The following is a 21,184-nucleotide window of genomic DNA, read 5'->3' as shown; positions in this document are numbered from 1 at the left end:
ATCGCCGCCGCATAAAAGTAGCGAAGCCTATGGGAGCCCTTGGGCATCCGGGAAGCTTCGCTTGATGGATTTCCGTAACCGCCGACATGCCCGGTTGCCGGGTTTGGCATCTTGCAGATGTCGCCGTCTTTCTTGATATAAAATTCACGGGCCGATGTTTTGGTTACACCTGTTCCTTCGGCGCATAACGCTGCTTAAGCTGCTCCGCCATCGCGGTAACCTCCCGGGTGCCCGGCAGCGTCAGCCGCGCGGCCGATTCGGCGATGCCTTCGGCGGATTGGCGGCTGCGGACGACGTTTTTGACCGCATCCGCGAAGCTTGCCGCCGCCCCGGGGCCGAGCCCTGCAAGTTCGGCGAGGGAAGCGGTGCTGCCGCTGTCCACCTGCGGGAAATCGCAGGGGTCCGCCCCTTTGCCCGCCCGGTCGTAAAATTCCCGCACGAGCTGGGCCCGCTCCTGCCCCGAGCCGTCGGCGATGACAAAGGCCTGCACGACGAAGGCATGCGCCTGGCGACGCTGCGCAATCCCGCAAAATTTCCGGCCGCCGATGCTCAGGTCGAAATCCCCGGGACAATACGCCCCTGCAATTTCGCCTTTGTCGACCGTTACGCCCGTATGGGCCAGCGCCTCGCGAATGAGGGCATACATCCGCTCGAAATCGCCGCGGAAACGTTCGTCGCCTTTGCCCTGCTTGGGCAGGATGAGCGACAGGTTCACGACGCCCGCGTCAAGCGGCACGGCCGCGCCGCCGGAATTGCGGATGGCCGTTTTGTACCCGAGCGCCTCCAGCCAGGCGCAGGCTTTGGTCGCCCCCGGCAGGCGGCTGTCGCGCAGCCCGATGATAAAGGAGCGGGGTTGGCGCCAAATATGCAGCAAGGGCGGTCCGCCTCTGCCGGTCTCCTTGCACAGCAGTTCGTCGAGCGCGAACGGATACAGCGCATCCTGCTGCGGATCGGGGTTCATCCGGTCCAGAATGAGCATGGAGCTGAATTCGTCGTTGAAATCGGACATCGGGATCACTTCCTTTCGCAAGGGTTATTTATGGCTATCAGCAGGCATGAAAAATTGGATGATGTGCTGAATGGCAACCGTTTCGTAGCCAATGGATCGATAAAGCCGGATGGCGGCTTCATTCTCTTCAAAAACATTCAGGTAAACGTTCGGAGACGCGGCCGCTCCTGCGCGGGTGAGCGCTGCGCAAACCATTTTCCCCAAGCCTTGTCTCCGGAAAGCGGGATCCGTCCCGATATTACCGAGCTCCACGTAATCCGCGCCGTAAATGTGATACCCTCCTGCGGCGGCAAGCCGCTCATTGTCCATGACGCCATAGAAAGGGTGCTGAAGCTCTTCGGCCGAAAATGCCATGGTGCCGATCTTTTTCATCAAGGCCTCAATCCGGTCAAAGCGGGATGGCTCCAAACGCTGGACCCGCGGATCCGCGGCGGGCAGCATCTGATGATGTATATGCTTCATGAGAAACAGTTTTTCCGGAGGTTTGGCGAACGCCATTTGTCCGCGAAGAGCGGCCATGTCCTCCTCGTGCACGATGAAATTGCCGATCGCCTCGTCCGGCAGCCGGAGTTCTTTTTTCGTAAACGCGAGAACGGCCGGAAAATCAAACGCTGGATGCACGGGGAATACGGAAAAGGCATAAAACGGAAGCCCCTCCAGAAAGGCCAACACGCCAAGCAGCTCGCCTTGGTCTGTAAATTGCCCGTAATGCGTCGTGCGCGGCTTTCGGAACGTCAAATATGAATAATATAAAAAATGCCTCTCGCGGTCGAGCGAAGCGGGGATGGTCTCCAGCTCTTCCGGCGTCAGTTTGCGAATCATGTTTTGTTGCTCCTATCCTGGTTTGTCTATTATACTTCTTCGACAACAAGGAGGCATTTCCTTGCTCTGTGCCCATGACCCTATATAAGTACAACGCTTACACTTCCTTGGACGTAACGATTGATTTTTGATCGGCCGCTCGTCAAACATTCACAAATACATATTGCCAAAAGGAAATACATGGAATACAATTTATACAGACCGATCAGTCGGTCGCATTAATGGGAAAGGCATTGCGATCATGAAAAAAAGCAAAGACGAAGCGGAACAAACGAAACGGGATATTGTGGAAGCCGCTAAGGGGCTGTTTGCGGTGAAAGGCTACGCGGCAACCTCCATGAGCGATATTTGCAGCGCCGCCGGCTGCAGCAGGGGAGGCCTCTACCACCATTTCGACAGCAAAGAGGATCTGTTCATTTATATCGCCGACCAGGCGTTTACGGCGTCGTGGGAGAACTGGGACCAGGCGATCGACGGGACAATGACGGCCACGGAGCAGCTGTATAAGTACGCGGATTATTTTGTGGACACGCTCGAAAAGCCGCTCAATAAGGCGGGAGAGGAATTCATAAGCCGCGTCGGCGCGGATTCCGAGGCGGGGCAGCGGTTTCTCGGCACAATGATGGCGTATATGCAACGCTTCGAGCGGCTCGTGCAAGCCGGTCTCGACCGCGGCGAGTGGAAAGGCGGCAACGCGCAGGAGCTGAGCATGATGATTCTAGGCTATTTTTCAGGCCTCAGCGACCACATCCAGATGATGGGCAAGGAAGACGCCAAACGGTTTTACCGCAAAGCAACCAAGCTATTACTCGAAGGGATTCAAAAATAATTTATTCCTTGAGGAGCGATGAATCATGAATAGCCCATTTGCATCGGGTACCGATCAATCCATTAAGTTTTCCGTCATTATTCCGGCACGAAACGAGGAGAAATATATCGGCCGCTGCCTCGATTCCATAGCTGCCGCCGCCAAACCTTATCCGGGGCAGGTCGAGGTGATCGTGATGATCAACCGCTGCACCGACCGGACGGCCGATATTGCCCAATCTTACGGCGCTGTCACGCTGCCGGTCGATCACAAAAACTTGTCGCAGATCCGAAACGCCGGCATTGGGGCCGCCAGAGGGGAAATCATCGTGACGATCGACGCCGACAGCTGGGTGACGGACAATATGCTGACCGAAATCGACCGGATGCTGCAAACGGGCAAATATATCGGCGGCGGCGTCCGCTCGGCTTTTGAACGGAATTCGCTCGGCATCGCCATGTCGGCGCTTGTGCTGATCGTTCCGCTCCTTTTTAAATACGGGCCGTTAACCGTAGGCCTCTTCTGGGGGTACAAAAAGGACTTTGACGCGGTGGGCGGTTTTAACGAACAGATGCTCATGGCCGAAGATATCGAATTTGCCAGCCGCCTGAACAAATGGGGCAAACAGAACGGAAAAAAATACGGTACCGTCACGAAAGCGCTGATGACGACGTCCTGCCGAAAATTCGACCAGTATGGGGATTGGTGTTTAGTTAAAAATCCGGGCATCGTGCGGGCTTACTTGAAGGGAAACGACCGGGCCTATGCGGATCAGGCCTATTATGAAATGGAAAAGAAATGATGAGATGAAGAGCCACCCCGTCGGGTGGTTTTTTCTTGCAGCTACACAGAATTGTCAACGGATTCCCTCTGGGATATTCCGCAGGCATATTATATATTAAAAGGGGATACTTCCAGAAGTTTTAACACCGTCAAAAATTTTCCTTGCTAAGGTGGTGGTTGGCTATGACGTCGCGCAAATCCGCCAATTGGGCCGTGCCTCTATTTATAGGCTGCATGTGCCTCATGATGTTGTCGGACAGCTACGTTGTTCGAAGTACGCCTTTCGGTTCAGACCAGAAGTGGTTAAGTTATGCGCTCCTCTTCGATTTTGTCCTTGTGGTTCCTTTTATGTACTGGTTGTTGATTGCGCGAAAAAAGGAAAGAGGCTGGCTTAAGGTTCTCCAAGTTTTGATCCCGTGCATTCTGTTGGCTTGGTTTGCGCTTCCCGCATCCGGACGGGAGCTGTTGCAACATGCCCCGCTGCCTTTGAAGATGCTGATTGCAGCGCTGGAAGCGGCGCTGATCGGCGCGGAAGCAAAACTGGTATACGGACTGGCCAAACGGTTACGCGAGGGGCTTCGTACCGGCGGAGACCCAGCGGAAGCATTGAGGCTAAGCTTTGATCAACGCATGAAACAACCGTCGATCCTCTCCTCGTTGGTTGTCAATGATCTGTTGGCCGCTTATTATTTATTTTTTTCATGGAAAAGAAAAATGAAGCCGGAGCAGCCCGGCACCGCCGCGTTTTCCTATCACCGCAAGTCAGGACAAATCGTGATGGCGGCCGTGTTTACGCATGTCATTGCCATTGAAGCCTTCGGCGTCCATGTCCTGGTGATGCGATGGTCTGAAATCGCGGCGTGGGTTTTGACAGCGGCGGATTGTTGGCTGCTTTTTATATTGTGGGCGGATTGCCGCGCTTCGGCGATTCAGCCGATCGAAATGCATCGGGACGGGCTTCGGATTCGCTACGGCATGCGTATTCAGGCCGATATCCCTTACCGATGGATTGCAGCCGTGGACACCGCACTCGAATTTCATCCAAGCAAGGCGGAAAGCAAACATTCCGTTTTGCCGATGGTCACCCCAAATGTCAAAATTACGCTTACCGAAACGACGACGGTGCAAGGGCTGCTGTTCATGCCGCGGCAGGTCGAAAGCATTTATCTCGCTTTGGATGAACCCGCGGCGTTCGCGCATGCCGTAAAAAAGATGCAATATTAGTAGGATGACGAAATATATATAGTAAGACAGACCATCCCTTTTTAGTGGCGGAGGGCTGGCCGATCCATTCTTTATGCATGGAACATAATTCAGCCCTTCCGGGTCATACTAAGGAAACAGCTGGGATGCTGACGAAAATATAGGATGAGGATGGGATTAAATGTACTTCGGAAAAAAAGTGGTTGAGGAGATTCCTCAAGCGGATACGGCGATTTGGTCCTGCACCAACGAGGACTGCAATGGCTGGATGCGGGATAACTTTGCCTTTGAGCAGGAGCCGGTTTGCGCACACTGCAGCTCGCCCATGGTCAGCGGCACGAAGATGCTGCCTTTGGTCGTCAACGATCATCCTATCAAAATGCTGAGAAAGGGCACCTTGATCTAGGTGCACGCCATCATATGAAAAGGAAAAACAGGGCCGCCGCAAGGGACCCTGTTTTTCGTTGCCGGCATAGGTTAAATCGTCACCTGGCTGAACGCTTTTTCCGCCGGGACGTAGTCGTATCCCAAATCGCGGGCGACCGCTTCATGCGTCACGCGGCCGTTAATGACGTTTGCGCCGCTGCGGATGGCGGGGTTCGCCGCAAGCAGCTGCCGCAGCTCCGTGCCTGCAAGCTTGAGCGCGAAAGGCATCGTCGCATTCGTAAGCGCCAGCGTCGACGTACGGGGCACCGCGCCCGGCATGTTGGCGACGGCGTAATGGACGACGCCGTGTTTGACGTAAGTCGGGTTGTCGTGCGTCGTGATATGGTCGATCGTTTCGACCACGCCGCCCTGGTCGACCGCGACGTCGACGATCACGGAACCGGGCTTCATCGTTTTTACCATCGCTTCCGTGACGAGGCGGGGCGCTTTGGCCCCCGGAATGAGAACGGCGCAGATCAGCAGGTCGGTATCCGCCACCGCCTTGGCGATGTTGGCCGGGCTGGAGACGAGGGTATGGATCTGGTTGCCGAAAATATCGTCCAGCTGGCGCAGACGCGGAATGCTCAAATCGAGCAGCGTCACGTCAGCGCCTAATCCTACGGCGATTTTGGCCGCGTTCATGCCGACGACGCCTCCGCCGATGATCGTGACCTTGCCTCTGGCAACGCCGGGAACGCCGGACAGCAAAATGCCTTTGCCGCCATGCGGTCGTTCGAGCAGCTGCGCGCCGATCTGCGCGGCCATCCGTCCCGCCACTTCGCTCATCGGCGTCAGGAGCGGCAGCGTGCCGTTCACGTTGACCGTTTCATATGCGATGGCATGCACGCCCGAGGCGACAAGCGCTTTGGCCAGCTCGGGTTCGGCAGCCAGATGCAGGTAGGTGAACAGGATCAGCCCTTTGCGGAAATATCCGTATTCGCTTAACAGCGGCTCCTTAACCTTCATGATCATGTCGGCCTGATCCCATACATCCTTGGCTTCCGCCAACAGGACCGCGCCTGCTTCATGGTATTCTTCGTCCGTGAATCCGCTTCCAAGACCGGCGCCGCGCTCGACGAGGACCTTGTGGCCGTGCTGGACGAACTCCAAGGCGCCTGCCGGGGTAACGGCAACCCGATTTTCGTTGTTTTTGATCTCTTTCGGTATTCCGATGTTCATGACAGATCACCTTCTCCTAAAAATAAATGCAAGCTCCATCAAATCGCGCAAAACCTTGACAGTAAAAGTTTACAATCGATTTTGCGGTGAAGCATCATACGTCTTGTCAATGGAATAGATCACATGACAGGACATTTTGTTCAGCCGGGCGGGCATGTCGCCCATATTGAAAATGGATCTCCAAACTTCTATAATGACTCCATTAACGAGAGGGGACGTGACGGCTTTGGGCGAATTTACGCTATATATCAGGGACGTTCTGGAACGCCCCGTATTTCGGAAGGCCCGGCTGATCGCAGGCGCGGGCGGAACCGGCCGCAAGGTCGGATGGGTTCACATCCTGGAAATCGCCAACGTGGCCCCATACGTCACGAAAAACGATCTGATCATGACGACCGGGCTTTGGCTCCGCCATTATGAGCAGCAGCGCCTGTCCTACATGCAGCAGCTCATCCGCCAGGAAGCGGCGGGGCTGTGCGTGGAGCTGGGCACGAGCATCGAAAACATCCCGGCCGAAATCATCGAACTTGCAGACGCATCCGATTTTCCCCTGATCGTGTTCGAGCAGCCTGTCCGGTTCGTGGAAATTACCCAGGATATCCACGGCCTGCTCATCAACCAGCAGCACCAGATGCTGAAGGATTTGGAGGCCTTTTCCCGCAGGCTTCAGCAGATCACCCTTCAAAGCACCGACGTGAACGCCATCCTCCATGTATTATATGAATACGCCAAGCAGCAGGTTGTGTACTACTCCACCGTGGATACGAATAAATTTATGCCCCGCGGCATATCCCCGGCCGCTGCGGACGAAATTGCCGCCTTTTACCGGCAGCGCGTGGAAGGAAACGAATCCGCCCACCAGGAGGCGGGCATGTTCGAGCTGCCGCAGGAGAGGCTGCTGCTGACGCAGCCCGTCATTTGCCTCGGGCAGACGCTGGCCCATGTCGGGCTGGTGCTGCCCCGCCAGCAGGTGCAGGAGAGGCTGACGCTGCTGCTGGATTACACCGCCAAATCGCTGGCTTCGCTCCTCCTTAGAATGCTTTTTCTGGAGGAAAAAATGCTCCGCGACCAGAATCAGCTGATCCAGGACATTTTGAACCACCAGATCGAGGACGAAGAGGAAGCGCGGATGCGCATGGGGCTGCGGCCGCCGAAGCAAAGCGAAATGTGGTTTGCCGGCGGGATGATCGAAGCGGAATATGGCGGGGGAGACGAAGAGCCGGACCGGGACAAGGTCGAATCGGATCAGCAGGATTTGCTCGTTCGGCTGCGCGCGCTTTTGAAAAAATACGCCCTTCACAACCTGCTCATGCAGAAGGGACGCAGGATTTACGTGCTGTGCGCGCGGGAGAAACCCGCCAGAGAGGATACGCCGGTTTCCCTGCAGCAGACGATCCGCAAAATCGTGGAACGGCTGCAGCATCCGGCTTCGGGGGCGCCTGTATTCCGGCTGCACGCCGGGTTTGGCCTCGTCCGCAACCGGATGACGGATATGCACCGGAGCTTCAAGGAAGCGGAGCAGGTGCTCGAGGTGGCGAGATCAAGGGCTGCGGTTCAGGATGCCCTTTTTTACGACCGGATCGGGGTATACCGGCTGCTGAAGGCCATCCCGGCGGAAGCGCTCGAATCGTTCGTCCAGGACCAGCTCGGCGCCTTGATTGCCTATGATCAGGAGCATCATCTGCATCTGCTGCAGACGCTCGACATGTATTTGAAATGCATGGGTTCCAAAAACGACACGGCCAAAGCGCTGTATATCCACCGGCAGACCCTTTACAACCGGCTCGATAAATTGATGGAGATTCTCGGCGAAGACTATTTGGAGCCCGAGCGGCGCGTCTGCCTGGAAATGGCGCTGCTGGCGCTGCCGCTTTTAACTTAAACCAAAGACACAGCAAAAAAGGATGATTAGACATATGAAAAAAGTCGGACTGGTCATGAGAAAAATCCAGTTTCGCGAAAACCAGGGGCCGCGCGTGTTTGCGGACCGCCTGAAAGCGATCGGGCAGGAGCTGGGCGTGGATATCGTGTTCATTTCCCCGGAGCGCCATGTCAGCGGGTATGATTGGCTGCCGGGATACGAGCACGAAAAGGGGGATTTGGTCAATTACGACGTTGTGCTGGACCAAATCCACGAACAGGGCATCGAGCATGTCATCTACACGGTGTCCGGGTTTACGTACCTGAAGATGTTCATCGAAAAAAGCGTCCTTTTTCCGCACAGCTTTCCGGATCCGGCTTTGACGGGATACGAAATGATGAAGCCTTTTTATCAAATCGTGGACAAGGCGATCGTGCAGACGGAATTTTTAAAAGAGGAATTTGCCAGAAACTTCGGGATTACCGACGTCAACGTCATCCCTATCGGATTCAGCGAAAGCCTGGCGCAAAAGCATTTTGACCCTTCACAGGTCGTGCATAACCGCATTTTATGGATCGGCAGGGACGAGGAAAATCGGCGGCCAGATCTGGTGCTGAAATACGCGAAGCAGAATCCGGACAAGGAAGTGTTTATGGTGTTCGGCGGCGAGCGTTACCGGGAAAGCATGAAAAAATACGACGTTCCCGATAACGTGCGGCTGCGGTTTGCGCTGAGCCAGGACGAGGTGTTTGCGCTGATGAACACCGCGAAGGTGTACTGGAACTGCTCCCGTTTCGATACGTTTGCCATGCCGCTCACGGAGGCGCTTGCGATGGGCAAAATCGTCGTGAAACCGGAGCATCCATGCTACCGCCATATCAATGCGCGTCATTCCTTTTCAGGGCATGAGGAAAACTGGTTCGAGCTCGTGAACATGGCGGCCGCGCTGCCGCAGTCCCATTCGATGGACAACCGTTATTATGCGTTCGACCAGTTTTCCAGCCGGGTGATGAAGGAAGGGTACAAAAACTTTTTCGATGCATGGTTGAGAGATTGACGGATGCCGTCCCGATCGGCGAATATGTATGTACATACATAAAGAGGCGGGGCGTTCGGAAAATACGGCCCTAAACCGCGGGAGGTGGGTGTCGCTTTGTCATTTCTACGGAAATATGTCCGGAAATACGGAAAGCTGTTTTGCGTGGCGGTGCTCTTTTTGACGCTGGAGGCGTTTTGCGATTTGCTGCAGCCGACCATCATGTCGAAGGTCATCGACGACGGCGTCGCGAAAGGAAGCATGGACAAGGTATTCGAGCTGGGCGGACTGATGCTGCTCGTGACGGGCATCGGCGCATTGTCGGCATCGATCCGCAACGTCATTTCCAGCCATGTGTCGCAGCGTTTCGGGGCCGAGGTCAGGTCCGATTTGTTCCGCAAAATCCAGTCGCTTTCGTTCGAGCGGATGGACCGCTTCGACCGGGCCTCGCTGGTCACGCGCCTGACGAACGACGTAACGCAGGTGCAGAACTTCGTGAACGGACTGATGCGGTTTTTCGTCAAAGCGCCTTTGCTGGGGCTCGGCAGCTTAATCATGGCGGTCCGGCTGGACGTCCATTTATCCGTCGTGCTTGCGGTCGTCGTGCCCTTCGTGGCGGTGCTCATCGTGCTGAATATGAAGATCGGCTTCCCGTTTTTCATCCGCGTGCAGCGCGCGCTGGATCGGGTGAACGGCGTCATGAGGGAATATTTGTCCGGCGTGCGCGTCGTCAAGGCGTTCAACCGGTTCGATTACGAGGTGGAGAAGTTTCGAGCTGCCAACGACGAACTTACGGCCCGTTCGGTGACCTCGATGCGCGTCATGTCGGTATTCGGTCCGGGCATATCGCTTGCGGTCAATTTCGGCATCATCGCGGTGTTATGGCTTGGGGGCTTGCGCGTTGACAACGGGCAAATGCAGGTCGGCAGCATCATCGCATTCATCAATTATATGACGCAAATATTGTTTTCATTGATGATGATTTCGAACGTATTCAACATGTTCGTTCGGGCGAAAGCATCGGCGGGCCGGATCGGCGAAGTGATGTCCGAGGACAGCGGGATGCCGGGCGAAGGAGCGGATGCCGCGCCTGCCTCCGGGGAGCGGGGACGGATCGATTTCGAGCAGGTCAGCTTCGCTTACGCCGGTTCGTCGGGCGATCCGGTCATCCGGAATTTTACGCTGACCTGCTTGCCGGGGCAAACCGTAGGCATCATCGGGTCGACGGGCGCGGGCAAAACGTCGCTGGTTCACCTCATCCCGAGGTTCTACGACGCGACGTCCGGCACGGTGAAAGTGAACGGCGTGGACGTTCGGGAAATGGACCCGGCCAAGCTTAGGGAAACGATCGCCATCGTCCCGCAAAAAATCATGCTGTTTACGGGAACGGTCGAAGACAATCTGCGCTGGGGGAAAGAGGATGCGACGGCCGAGGAGCTGGAGCAGGCGGCCCGGACGGCGGAAGCGCACGACTTTATCATGGCCTCCCCGGAAGGTTACCGGAGCCGGATCGGCCAGGGCGGCGTCAACTTTTCCGGCGGGCAGAAGCAGCGGCTCTCCATCGCGCGGGCGCTTGTCCGAAAACCGGAGATTTTGATTTTGGACGACTGCACCAGCGCGGTGGACGTCGCGACCGAAGGACGGATCAAGCAGGCATTGCGAACGTATGCGAAGGGATTGACCTGCATTTTGATCGCGCAGCGGATTACCTCGGTAATGGACGCCGACCGGATCGTCGTCATGGACCGCGGGGAAATCGCGGGCAGCGGGACGCATGAGGAATTGATGCAAACTTGCCGCGTATACCAGGAGATTTACAAGTCCCAACTGGGAAAGGAGATGCAGCCGAATGCCGCGCAATGATGCCGCACGCGACCAGCAGCAGGCTCCTCCCCCGCCCCAGGGGGCCGGCGCTCCCGGGGGGAGACCGGGTCCCATGCGGGGAATGATGGGCAGGGGTCCCGGCGGAAAGCCGAAAAACTTCGCGGGAACGCTCAAGCGTTTGTGGGGGTATATCGGCCGGGAACGCGGCCTGTTGTCGCTCATTATGCTGTTTATCGTCATAGGCGCGGGCGTGACGCTGGTCGGCCCGTATTTGATCGGCCGCTCGATCGACGCGATGTCGCTTGATATCGGCGGCGTCGAATTTCATCTGCTTCGCATCCTGATCGCCGTCCTGGCCGCCGCGTACGTAACCGATGCCGTGCTGAGCTTCCTGCAGGGCTGGCTGATGGCCGGCATATCGCAGCGGATCGTCGCCTCCTTGCGCCGGGCGCTGTTCGGGAAGCTGCAGAAGCTGCCGGTATCGTATTTCGACGCCCGCTCGCACGGCGAAGTGATGAGCCGCCTGACGAACGATATCGACAATGTCAGCTCGACCATTTCCCAATCGACCGTTCAGCTGATGTCCGGCGTCATCACCATCATCGGGTCGCTTGTGATGATGATCGTCTTGAGCCCGATCCTGACGCTTGCGAGCCTCATTACCGTGCCAATCCTGTTCTGGCTGACGCGGACCGTCACCCGGAAAACGAAGGTGCTGTTCAAAGAGCAGCAGGTGCAGCTGGGCAGGCTGAACGGACATATCGAAGAAAGCATTTCGGGGATGGAAGTGGTCAAGGCTTTCAACCATGAACACAAAGCGATCGAGGAATTCGAGGGCGTGAACCGGAAGCTGTTCGAGGTGGGCTTAAAAGCGCAGATCCGTTCCGGTTTCATGATGCCGATGATGAACGTGATCAACAATATCGGCTTTGCCGCCGTGGCGCTCGTCGGCGGGGTTCTGGCCGTCAAAAGCCTGATCACCGTCGGCGTTATCGCGAGCTTCATCAGCTATTCGCGGCAGTTCGTCCGGCCGCTGAACGAGCTCGCCAACATTTACAACCTGCTTCAATCGGGGATCGCGGGCGCGGAGCGCGTCTTCGAAGTGCTGGATGAACGCGAAGAGCCGCTTGATGCCGAACATGCCAAGGCGCTGGAGCGGATTCAGGGCGAGGTCGTCTTCGATCAGGTAAGCTTCGGGTACAGGCCGGACGTTCCGATCCTGAAAAATATCAGCTTTACCGCAAAGCCCGGCAGCAGCACGGCGCTTGTCGGGCCGACGGGAGCGGGCAAAACGACGATCGTGAACCTGCTGACGCGGTTTTACGACGTGACCGGCGGTTCGATCCGCATCGACGGGACGGACATTCGGGATTATACGCGGGACAGCCTCCGGCGCAGCTTCGGATTCGTGCTGCAGGATACGTATTTGTTTTCGGGGACGATCAAGGAAAACATCAAATACGGCAAGCCGGAAGCGACGGACGAGGAGGTCCGGGAGGCCGCGGCCATGGCCAATGCCGACGTGTTTATCCGGCGGCTGCCGGACGGATACGATACCGTGCTGTCCGAGAACGGCGGCAACCTGAGCCAAAGCCAGCGCCAGCTGCTGGCGATCGCCCGCGTGCTGCTTGCAAGGCCGTCCATTCTCATCCTCGACGAGGCGACCAGCAGCATCGATACCCGGACGGAGCTGCATATCCAGGATGCGCTGCTCCAGATGATGCAGGGCCGGACGACCTTCATTATCGCGCACCGGCTGAACACGATCCGCGATGCCGATACGATCATGGTCATCGACCATGGCGAGATCGTCGAGCAGGGCAGCCATGACGAGCTGATGCGGCGGCAGGGCTTTTACGCCCGCATGTTCGAAAGCCAGTTCAAAAACCTCGAAAGCGCGGCGGATGCCGCCGGAACGGCCCGGGATTAACGAAAAAGGCGCCTGAAATTACAGGCGCCCTTTTGCCATGCTTCTTTTTTTCTTGAACCAGAACAACGCGGCCACGACAACGGCCAAAATGACCATGGACAGCGCAAAATAACGGGTGGCGACGTGGAGGAGCTGCTCGATGTTCGGGCCGAAGATTTTGCCGATCATGACGTAAACCAGAACCCATACCAATCCGCCGATGCAGTTCAGAACGAAAAAGGTGCGCGGGCGGATTTTGAGCACCCCGGAGACGTACCCCGTAAAATGGCGGAGCCCCGGCACGAAATAACTGATCAGGATCAGCTTGTTGCCGTATTTTCCGAACCATTCCTTGACCTTGGCCAAGCGCGCCTGATTGAGAAACACATATTTGCCGTACTGTTCGAGGAAGGGAGTCCCCAGCCTGTAGCCGACAAAAAAGGTGACGGTCGTGCCGATGATCGCGCCCACGTAGGAATAAAAAATGATGAAGGGGATATGGAAATCCCCGAAAGAGGACATGTGGCCCGATATGGCCATCGCCAATTCGCCCGGGAAAGGGAGCGCCAGCGACTCCGAAAATAATCCGAGGAATAACACCAGGTAACCGTATTGTTCAAACAGTTGATTCATCCACTCCATCGTTTCAGTCTCCTTTTATCTCTAATCGCCGGAAAATGTCCGGATATTTATTCAAATGGCAATACAAAATCCGCATGTACAGGAATGAGTTTCCGTCTATTGTCCATTCTATAAGAAACGGAAGACCGTTCGGAACTGACCGTGGTCCAGTCTAAGCCCTAGACCTTGGTCTGGCCGCGCCCGCGCGTGCCTGTTATTGATTTAGACGACCTAGCCCCGTCTTTCCCTGCAAGTTCTCAGGAAGCGGATCGTTACAAGGAATGGCTAGGGGGACGGGACAACGTCCGAAGCATGCGCCGGCGCCGGCGGGAGAGCATGCAAAAAGCACCCGCCTCCGCAATGGAAGGCCAGGTGCTTATTTGCGTCTTACTTATTCGTGCTGTGCTGTTTGTTCTGCAGCTGGGCCTGGGGCTGGCCTGCGGCGCGCTGCTTGTTTTTGCGCTGGTTTTCCTGCTGCTCGTGGACCTTGTTTACGAAATCGCGCGTGCTGTCCGTCATGTTGCCTTCACGCTCCCTTCTGTTTCGGAAATGGGGTTCCCTGTTACGATTTCCGAAGAGGGCGAATGGAATTCATGGGATGCGAGGCATGCCTCCACGAAAGCAAGCACTTCTTCCCGGATCGGGGCGAGGCCCTGCTTCGAAGAGGCGGGGTCCCGGCGCAGTTTCCAGAACTTTTCCATCAGCTTCCGGTCGCCGCCGAAGGTCAGCTCGGACAGCCGTTCGATTTCTTCGGCAATCGCCTTTCCCTCGCCGGATTTCGGTCCGCGACCTTCTCGTAAACACTGCTCAATTCGGGCGATTACACGCACCCAGCCGCGCGTCGATTCATCGCTGCCCTCGAGGCGGGGCAGTTTCGTCTTCAGTACGCGGAGCTCTTCATCTTCAAAATAAGCTTCCCAGCTTACGGTACGCTCCTTTGATCCTTTCACCAGCGGCAGCAGCGTCTCCCACCGGATCATGCCCTCCGCTTCGAGAAGATTCAGCAAAGCGTTCGTATTGTCCAAGCTTTCTTGCAGATTCTCCAGTTGTGTTTTCAAATGCTTCCGGTGGGCCTCCAAAATCTGCCCGATGGACAGCTCGTCAAGCAGATGCCGGATTTCTTCGAGCGGAAGCGACAAGGACTTCAGCAGCGATATTTTTTCGAGGCGCAATAAATCCTCTTCGGTATAAAGCCGTCTGCCGCCCGCTTCCTTGATCCCGGGGGTGACCAGCCCGATCTGGTCGTAATAGCGGATGGTGCGGATGGACACCCCAAGCTTCGCGGCCGCTTGCCCCGTCGTCCATGTATGGCCCATGTCGATCAGACCCCGCTTTCTTTAAGGTTTAAATTTGTGCTTGCAGGTGACGTTGCGTCACCTTGTAGACTACATGATAACCGAAGGAAAATATAGGGGGAATCGCAAATGAAAACAACCAACAAACAAGCTTGGCCCAAAGATCCCTGGTCGGTCAAAGAGCTGGCCGCCATCGTATTTTTGGCTTTTGTGCTCGTGCCATGGCTGGTCGAGGTCAAATTATACGCATTTCTTGAACAGTGGTTTGACAACACGCTGTATGCGGGCACGCTGATGGGGTTCGTCCTGAGCGTCGTGTACATGGCGAGCCTATATCTTATTGCGCTCTATCCGCATAAAGCCGGATGGTCCGAGGTGGGTCTCCGTTCTTTTCCGCGCAGGTATTGGGGCCCCATTGTGCTGTGGTCCGCTGCGGTGCTGGCGCTTGGGGCAGTCATGCTGCTGCTGATGTCGCTGCTTGGAGGCGGCTACGAAAACGGGAAAACCGAAAGTTTGCAAAGCCATGCCAACATGCTGGGCATCCTGATCGCCATTGCGGCCGGAGGCGTGATCTCGCCGGTGTATGAGGAAATCCTCTATCGCGGTTTTCTATACCGCTGGTTTCGAACGCGCTGCGGGCCGGGGTGGGCGCTTTTTCTCAGCTCCGCATTATTTACGGTCGCCCACATCCCGACGTATAATACGCTGCCCCTCAATTTCGCCAGCGGGCTGATTTTTGCCTGGACCTATGAAAAAACGCGCTCCGTCGTTCCCGGCATGATCGTTCACGGGCTGACCAACACGGTCGCGGTGCTGCTGACGGTGTTTGCATAAATTGTATACAGTTTTGTGCATAAAACAACAAATCGGGCAGGCTGTAATCTTTGCGGTTACGGCCTTTCCGCCGTTCCGTAATTTTGCATTGCTCCTAAAATTCCTTGATTTGATCACACTTTAACGATTGACAAAACTGGTTCAGCTGGTAGAATGATAACAGAATCCATCTAATTGAGAATGAATATCATTCTTATTATATGTAATATGATGACATATAGTCTGGATAGAAAGAGTCTGATTCCTTATGAAAATTTGGTACTTGTGGGCAGCATTCATCGTTTTATCCATCATCTCCCTGTTCGTGGGAGTCAAAGACATCGCGCCGTGGGATTTGTTCCATCTGACTCCGGAGCAGCAGCAGGTACTGTGGATCAGCCGTCTGCCAAGGCTCGTCAGCATTATCATCGCCGGCACCAGCATGAGCATCATCGGCCTGATCATGCAGCAGCTGACGCGCAACAAATTCGTTTCGCCGACGACGGCGGGAACGATGGATTCCGCAAGGTTCGGCATATTGGTCGCGATGATGCTGTTTTCGAACGCGAGCACGCTGGAGAAAATTTTGGTCGCGTTCGTGTTTGCGCTGCTGGGCACGTTCATTTTTATGCGCATTCTGGACCGGGTGAAGTTCAAGGATGCGATTTTCATTCCGTTGGTGGGACTGATGTTCGGCAATATCGTCAGTTCGATCACGACCTTTTTTGCTTACAAAAACGACCTGATCCAGAATATGTCCGCTTGGCTGCAGGGCGATTTCTCGACGGTGCTGAAAGGGCGCTACGAAATGCTGTACGTCAGCATCCCGCTCCTCATCATCGCTTACCTGTTCGCGAACCGCTTCACCATCGCGGGTATGGGCGAGGAATTCGCGGTCAACCTGGGCCTCAACTACAAGGCCGTCGTCAACATCGGGCTGGTGCTGGTCGCGGCGGTGTCGTCGGTCGTCATTTTGACGGTCGGCACGATTCCGTTCCTTGGCCTGGTCGTCCCGAACATCGTGACGATGTACCAGGGCGACCATTTGAAAAAAAACCTGACGCATACCGCCCTGCTCGGAGCCGTGTTCGTCCTATTCTGCGACATCCTGGGCCGGATCATCATTTATCCGTATGAGATCTCCATCGGTCTGACGGTCGGCGTTTTGGGCAGCGCGATCTTTATTTTCCTACTCCTGAGAAGAAAGGCATATGCGTCATGAAAAAAAAGCTGATATTTCTGGCAGTCATCGCACTTGCCCTCATCGCCGTGTTCATGCTGATCCAGGCCGGAGGCCACTGGGACTACATCCTTCCGCGCAGGGGCAAAAAGGTGCTGGCCATGATGATTACCGGCGGGGCGATCGCCTTTTCGACCGTCGTGTTCCAGACCATTACGAACAACCGCATCCTGACGCCGAGCATCATGGGGCTGGATTCGCTGTATATGCTGTTCCAAACGTTTATGGTGTACATATTTGGTTCGGCAGGGCTTACGGCGATGGGCAAAAACGCGAACTTCATCATTTCGGTCGCACTGATGGGAATTTTTTCGATGGTCTTTTACAAGCTGCTGTTTAAGCGGGAGGGGCAAAACATCTACTTTCTGCTGCTGCTCGGGCTGATTTTCGGGACGTTGTTCCAGAGCTTGTCGACCTTCATGGAGGTATTGATCGACCCGAACGAATTCCAGATCGTCCAGGACAAAATGTTTGCGAGCTTCAACAACATCAACACCGAGCTGCTGATTCTGTCGATTGTGCTGATGGCGGGTACCGCGATTTATTTTGCGCGTTATACCAAGTATCTGGATGTCATTGCCCTGGGAAAAGACCAGGCCGTGAACCTGGGCGTCGATTACGACCGGGTCGTCAAACGAATGCTCGTGGTCGTGGCGATCCTGATTTCGATTTCGACCGCGCTCGTCGGACCGATTACGTTCCTCGGCCTGCTCGTCGCCAACGTCGGCTACCAGTTCATGAAAACCTACAAACACCATTTTCTCATTCTTGGCTCCATGCTGCTCAGCATCATCGCCCTGGTGGGCGGACAGCTGCTGGTCGAGCGGGTATTTACGTTCTCTACGACGCTGAGCGTCATCATCAATCTGGCCGGAGGGATCTACTTCCTGTACCTGCTGCTAAAGGAGAGTAAATCGTCGTGATCGAGGTCAAAAACGTAACCAAACGATACAACAACAAAACGGTCCTGGACGATGTGTCCGTCACGATCCGCAAGGGAAAAATCACTTCCTTCATCGGCGCGAACGGCGCGGGCAAAAGCACGCTCCTGTCCCTGATCAGCCGCCTGAACAAAAAAGACGAAGGCGACATCCTGATCGAAGGCGATCCGATCGACAAGTGCAAAAGCGGGGATCTCGCGAAAAAAATATCGATCCTCAAGCAATCCAACCATATCAATGTGCGGCTTACGATCCGCGAGCTTGTGAGCTTCGGGCGCTTCCCGTATTCGCAGGGCAAGCTGAAGCCGGAGGATTGGGAATACGTCGACGAGGCGATCCGCTACATGGAGCTGGAGGATCTGCAGCACCAATACCTGGATCAGCTGAGCGGCGGCCAGCAGCAGCGGGCTTTTATCGCCATGGTCATCGCGCAAAACACGGATTACGTGCTCCTCGACGAGCCGCTGAACAACCTAGATATGAAGCACTCGGTGCAAATTATGAAGGTGCTGCGGCGGATGGTCGACGAGCTCGGCAAAACCGTCATTATCGTCATTCACGACATCAACTTCGCTTCGGTGTATTCCGACGATATCGTCGCCCTCAAAAACGGGCGGGTCGTCAAGGAAGGACCGGCGGCGGAAATCATCGATTCGTCCGTGCTGAAGCAGGTGTACGGCATGGATATCCAGATCGAAACGATCAACGATCACCGGATTTGCGTTTATTTTGCGTAAGACTTGTGTCTCCCGACGTTGGTATTGAGATCGATGCTCGCCAAATTTGCCAGGGCCCGGCAGGACGGCTGTGCGTCGCATTATTTATATAAGTGTTTGAGTGATTGAAATATTGCACATTGGCACCGTAGCGGCTGCCGTGCACGAAAGTAAAAATTAAAAAAATATAAATGAGGTGACCCCCTTGAAAACAAGAAACTTGTTCATGCTGATCCTATCCGCGATGCTGGTGTTCGTGCTGGCGGCTTGCGGCAACAATAACAAGACGGCGGAAACGCCGGTAACGGAAACTTCGGCCAATGCAGCCGGCGGCTCCTCCGATGCCTCCGCTTCGGAAGAATTGACGATCAAACATAAGCTCGGCGAAGCGAAAGTGAAGAAAAACCCGCAGAAGGTCGTCGTATTCGACTTCGGCATCCTGGATACGCTCGACAAGCTGGGCGTGAAGGTAACCGGCGTGCCGCAGGCCAACATTCCTCCGTACCTGTCCAAATATGAAGATAAAGATGCTTATCAAAACGTCGGCAGTCTGAAAGAACCCGATTTCGAAAAAATCAACGCGCTGGATCCGGACCTGATCATCATTTCCGGCAGACAATCCGAAGCGTACGAAGAACTGAACAAAATCGCTCCGACCGTATACCTTGGGCTGGACACGACCCGTTACATGGATTCGTTCAAGGAAAACATGACCACCGTCGGTCAAATCTTCGGCAAGGAAGACGAAATCAAAACCGAACTCGAAGCCATCGACAAATCGATCGCCGAGGTGCATGACAAAGCTGCAGCTTCCGGCAAAAAAGCGCTGATCGTCCTTTCCAACGAAGGCAAGCTGAGCGCATACGGCCCGAAATCCCGTTTCGGCCTCATTCATGACGTTCTCGGATTTGCCGCTTCGGATGACAAAATCGAGGTATCGACGCATGGACAAAGCGTAACGAGCGAATACGTTGCCGAGAAAAATCCGGATTATCTGTTTGTCGTGGACCGCGACGCCGCGGTAGCCACCGATAAAGACGGAGAAAAAGCGAAGCAAACCGTAGAAAACGATCTAGTGAAAAACACGAATGCATACAAAGAAGGACATATCGTCTATCTTGACCCGAACTACTGGTACCTCTCCGGCGGCGGTCTGCTGTCCGTTCAGGAAATGGTGAAGGAAGTCGGCGACAGCATCAAATAACGGCGCGCAAAGCACGCATGTTATGGCCGGAAAGGCCGCCCCAATTTCCCTTAGGGAATTGCGGGCGGCTTTTTTATAATATCAGCAAGTAAGAACTACAGCCGCTGCCTACTTTCCGATATTGCAAGAATAATACCACCCTTTAAGAGACGGCGTCTTGGCTTCTTAGGGAATATGTCGATAGGCGTTTTTCTTATTGCCGTTACCATGCTTTTTGCGAGAATCTAAAAATGAACACAGCGCCGTCAAACGATATCTTGTCTGTCAAATCCTGTATATGATTTAATGGGGTTACTGATAAATACCAAGCAATGAGGAGAGGAGAGCGGCATGGCTTATCTGGACTTTCGCCCCAACGATTATTCCGTCACATACAAGTCGGATACCATTACGCTGCTGGCTAAGGAATACGCGCTGCTTCAGTTTCTGTACCGCCATGCCGGCCGGCCCTTCACGCGGGAGCAGCTGCTCGATCAGGTGTGGGGAGAGGAATATCCCGGCGAACGCACCGTGGACGACCATGTGTACCGCCTACGGAAGAAGCTGAAGCGGTGGAGCGGGCAGATCCGGCTGGTTACCGTACGTGGACTCGGTTACAGCCTGATCGTGCAGGAAACCCCGACGATTGCCGTTCCATCGCGGTCGGACGGCGGTCTGCAGCAGCAGATCGCGCAGCTGCTCGATACCTATCAAAAGCTGGGACAAAGCCAATCGATGCTGGCTCTGGCCAACCAGCAGGAACTGCTTGGCGTAAACATTGATGCCTTTTATTTGATTTTTCTCCGTTTTGTGCAGGCGGACTTGGACTGGTTTCTGCACAGCCCCGACGCGGAGGATCGGGATAAATTGTATTGGCTGCTGGTTTCCTATTTCGCTTTTTACAGAGAGCCGCAGAAATGCCTGGATTACTTTGAGCGGGCCATCAAAGCCGGAATTTTACCGTTTCATATGCACCGGGAGCTGGGAATGCTGAACATCATCGGACTTTATACCGACAACGGACGCCTTGAAGAAGACCTGCTCAAGATCGAAGCGGCTTACCGGGTGATTGACGGACTTGCCGGTGAGCTTGACGGTTTTAAGGTACATGTGGCCACGTCGGAACTGTACGTTCATCTGAAAGCGCGGCATATTTCGGAGGCGGAACGCTGCTCGAAGCGGATCGAGGGCATGCTGGCCGAAACCCCTTATTTAAGGGAGATTTGCAGCTATCAAGGTTTAAAGGGAAGGTTGCTGCTGCTTCAAGGCCGCCGTCCGGAGGCGCTTTCCGCTTTTGAGCATGGCCTCGAAGCCGGGGAAGCCGCGCATAATGTACCTGTTCTCGTAAGTTCCGTATTGGGCACGATCGACTTTCTTCAAACGGTGCATCACGATCCTCCTCTCCAGCGGCAGTTTCAGGCGCGTTATGATGAATTCGACCGAAGGTACGGGTTTTTGCCGCATAAACAGCCGCTTGAACGGATGATCGAGCGGATTCTTGATTCCGTCTGATAT

20 protein-coding genes are annotated in these 21,184 nt (G+C 55.2%); 14 read left to right on the top strand and 6 right to left on the bottom strand.

Annotated features, from left to right (window positions below; all coding sequences use genetic code 11):
• Positions 1 to 163: 163 nt before the first annotated feature.
• The gene (locus AC27KL_RS22525; protein ID WP_487171128.1) at positions 164 to 1,009 is read right to left on the bottom strand and encodes a lipoate--protein ligase family protein; all 846 of its coding nucleotides are present in this window, start codon (positions 1,007 to 1,009) and stop codon (positions 164 to 166) included.
• 24 nt (positions 1,010 to 1,033) lie between these two features.
• Complete coding sequence (locus tag AC27KL_RS22520) at positions 1,034 to 1,831, bottom strand: GNAT family N-acetyltransferase (RefSeq protein ID WP_487171127.1); 798 nt, start codon at positions 1,829 to 1,831, stop codon at positions 1,034 to 1,036.
• Positions 1,832 to 2,072: 241 nt separating this feature from the next.
• On the opposite strand from AC27KL_RS22520, the gene AC27KL_RS22515 reads away from it, so the two are divergent.
• The 4 genes from AC27KL_RS22515 to AC27KL_RS22500 all read left to right on the top strand — a co-directional run bounded on the left by AC27KL_RS22515 (position 2,073) and on the right by AC27KL_RS22500 (position 5,031).
• Positions 2,073 to 2,660, top strand: coding sequence for a TetR/AcrR family transcriptional regulator (locus AC27KL_RS22515; protein WP_212951168.1), 588 nt, complete (start codon positions 2,073 to 2,075; stop codon positions 2,658 to 2,660).
• Positions 2,661 to 2,685: 25 nt separating this feature from the next.
• A complete protein-coding gene (locus AC27KL_RS22510) occupies positions 2,686 to 3,441 on the top strand; it encodes a glycosyltransferase (RefSeq protein WP_487171126.1) in 756 nt (251 codons plus the stop codon).
• 164 nt (positions 3,442 to 3,605) lie between these two features.
• A complete protein-coding gene (locus tag AC27KL_RS22505; RefSeq protein ID WP_487171125.1) occupies positions 3,606 to 4,646 on the top strand; it encodes a hypothetical protein in 1,041 nt (346 codons plus the stop codon).
• A gap of 160 nt (positions 4,647 to 4,806) precedes the next feature.
• Entirely contained in the window at positions 4,807 to 5,031 is a 225-nt protein-coding gene (locus tag AC27KL_RS22500) for a cold-shock protein (RefSeq protein ID WP_339322650.1), read from the top strand.
• Positions 5,032 to 5,102: 71 nt separating this feature from the next.
• Here the strand turns inward: AC27KL_RS22500 and ald are convergent, their stop codons facing one another.
• Positions 5,103 to 6,230, bottom strand: coding sequence for an alanine dehydrogenase (gene ald, locus AC27KL_RS22495; RefSeq protein ID WP_212951163.1), 1,128 nt, complete (start codon positions 6,228 to 6,230; stop codon positions 5,103 to 5,105).
• A gap of 217 nt (positions 6,231 to 6,447) precedes the next feature.
• Between ald and AC27KL_RS22490 the strand changes: the two genes are divergently transcribed.
• From AC27KL_RS22490 to AC27KL_RS22475, 4 genes are all read left to right on the top strand, one after another.
• The gene (locus AC27KL_RS22490) at positions 6,448 to 8,112 is read left to right on the top strand and encodes a PucR family transcriptional regulator (RefSeq protein WP_487171207.1); all 1,665 of its coding nucleotides are present in this window, start codon (positions 6,448 to 6,450) and stop codon (positions 8,110 to 8,112) included.
• A 34-nt stretch (positions 8,113 to 8,146) separates the two neighbouring features.
• Entirely contained in the window at positions 8,147 to 9,148 is a 1,002-nt protein-coding gene (locus tag AC27KL_RS22485; RefSeq protein ID WP_487171124.1) for a glycosyltransferase, read from the top strand.
• Positions 9,149 to 9,244: 96 nt separating this feature from the next.
• Positions 9,245 to 10,990: an ABC transporter ATP-binding protein gene (locus tag AC27KL_RS22480; protein ID WP_036706206.1), complete on the top strand. Its 1,746-nt coding sequence runs from the start codon at positions 9,245 to 9,247 to the stop codon at positions 10,988 to 10,990.
• Positions 10,977 to 12,881 carry an ABC transporter ATP-binding protein gene (locus tag AC27KL_RS22475; RefSeq protein WP_487171123.1) on the top strand — a complete coding sequence of 635 codons (1,905 nt, stop codon included), beginning with the start codon at positions 10,977 to 10,979 and terminating at the stop codon, positions 12,879 to 12,881. Before AC27KL_RS22480 ends, AC27KL_RS22475 begins: the two co-directional genes overlap by 14 nt.
• Before the next feature lie 18 nt (positions 12,882 to 12,899).
• Here AC27KL_RS22475 and AC27KL_RS22470 read toward each other — a convergent pair whose 3' ends face one another.
• The 3 genes from AC27KL_RS22470 to AC27KL_RS22460 form a co-directional block, all read right to left on the bottom strand.
• Positions 12,900 to 13,502, bottom strand: a complete 603-nt coding sequence (locus AC27KL_RS22470) for a DedA family protein (RefSeq protein ID WP_487171122.1) — start codon at positions 13,500 to 13,502, stop codon at positions 12,900 to 12,902.
• Positions 13,503 to 13,868: 366 nt separating this feature from the next.
• Positions 13,869 to 14,000: a DUF4023 family protein gene (locus tag AC27KL_RS22465; protein ID WP_081991960.1), complete on the bottom strand. Its 132-nt coding sequence runs from the start codon at positions 13,998 to 14,000 to the stop codon at positions 13,869 to 13,871.
• Entirely contained in the window at positions 13,997 to 14,797 is an 801-nt protein-coding gene (locus AC27KL_RS22460; protein ID WP_487171121.1) for a MerR family transcriptional regulator, read from the bottom strand. Before AC27KL_RS22460 ends, AC27KL_RS22465 begins: the two co-directional genes overlap by 4 nt.
• Before the next feature lie 108 nt (positions 14,798 to 14,905).
• On the opposite strand from AC27KL_RS22460, the gene AC27KL_RS22455 reads away from it, so the two are divergent.
• The 6 genes from AC27KL_RS22455 (at position 14,906) to AC27KL_RS22430 (ending at position 21,181) form a co-directional block, all read left to right on the top strand.
• On the top strand, positions 14,906 to 15,610 hold the full coding sequence (locus AC27KL_RS22455; RefSeq protein WP_487171120.1) for a CPBP family intramembrane glutamic endopeptidase: 705 nt from the start codon (positions 14,906 to 14,908) through the stop codon (positions 15,608 to 15,610).
• 247 nt (positions 15,611 to 15,857) lie between these two features.
• On the top strand, positions 15,858 to 16,811 hold the full coding sequence (locus AC27KL_RS22450) for an ABC transporter permease (RefSeq protein WP_212951155.1): 954 nt from the start codon (positions 15,858 to 15,860) through the stop codon (positions 16,809 to 16,811).
• On the top strand, positions 16,808 to 17,752 hold the full coding sequence (locus AC27KL_RS22445) for an iron chelate uptake ABC transporter family permease subunit (RefSeq protein WP_487171119.1): 945 nt from the start codon (positions 16,808 to 16,810) through the stop codon (positions 17,750 to 17,752). Before AC27KL_RS22450 ends, AC27KL_RS22445 begins: the two co-directional genes overlap by 4 nt.
• Entirely contained in the window at positions 17,749 to 18,507 is a 759-nt protein-coding gene (locus AC27KL_RS22440; RefSeq protein WP_487171118.1) for an iron ABC transporter ATP-binding protein, read from the top strand. The genes AC27KL_RS22445 and AC27KL_RS22440 overlap by 4 nt, the downstream gene beginning before the upstream one ends.
• Before the next feature lie 205 nt (positions 18,508 to 18,712).
• The gene (locus AC27KL_RS22435; RefSeq protein WP_487171206.1) at positions 18,713 to 19,690 is read left to right on the top strand and encodes a siderophore ABC transporter substrate-binding protein; all 978 of its coding nucleotides are present in this window, start codon (positions 18,713 to 18,715) and stop codon (positions 19,688 to 19,690) included.
• Between the two features lie 330 nt (positions 19,691 to 20,020).
• A complete protein-coding gene (locus AC27KL_RS22430) occupies positions 20,021 to 21,181 on the top strand; it encodes a winged helix-turn-helix domain-containing protein (protein WP_487171117.1) in 1,161 nt (386 codons plus the stop codon).
• Positions 21,182 to 21,184: the final 3 nt, after the last annotated feature.

It is taken from the genome of Paenibacillus sp. YAE3, from assembly GCF_057546105.1.
This window is presented reverse-complemented; position numbering and strand designations above follow the sequence as displayed.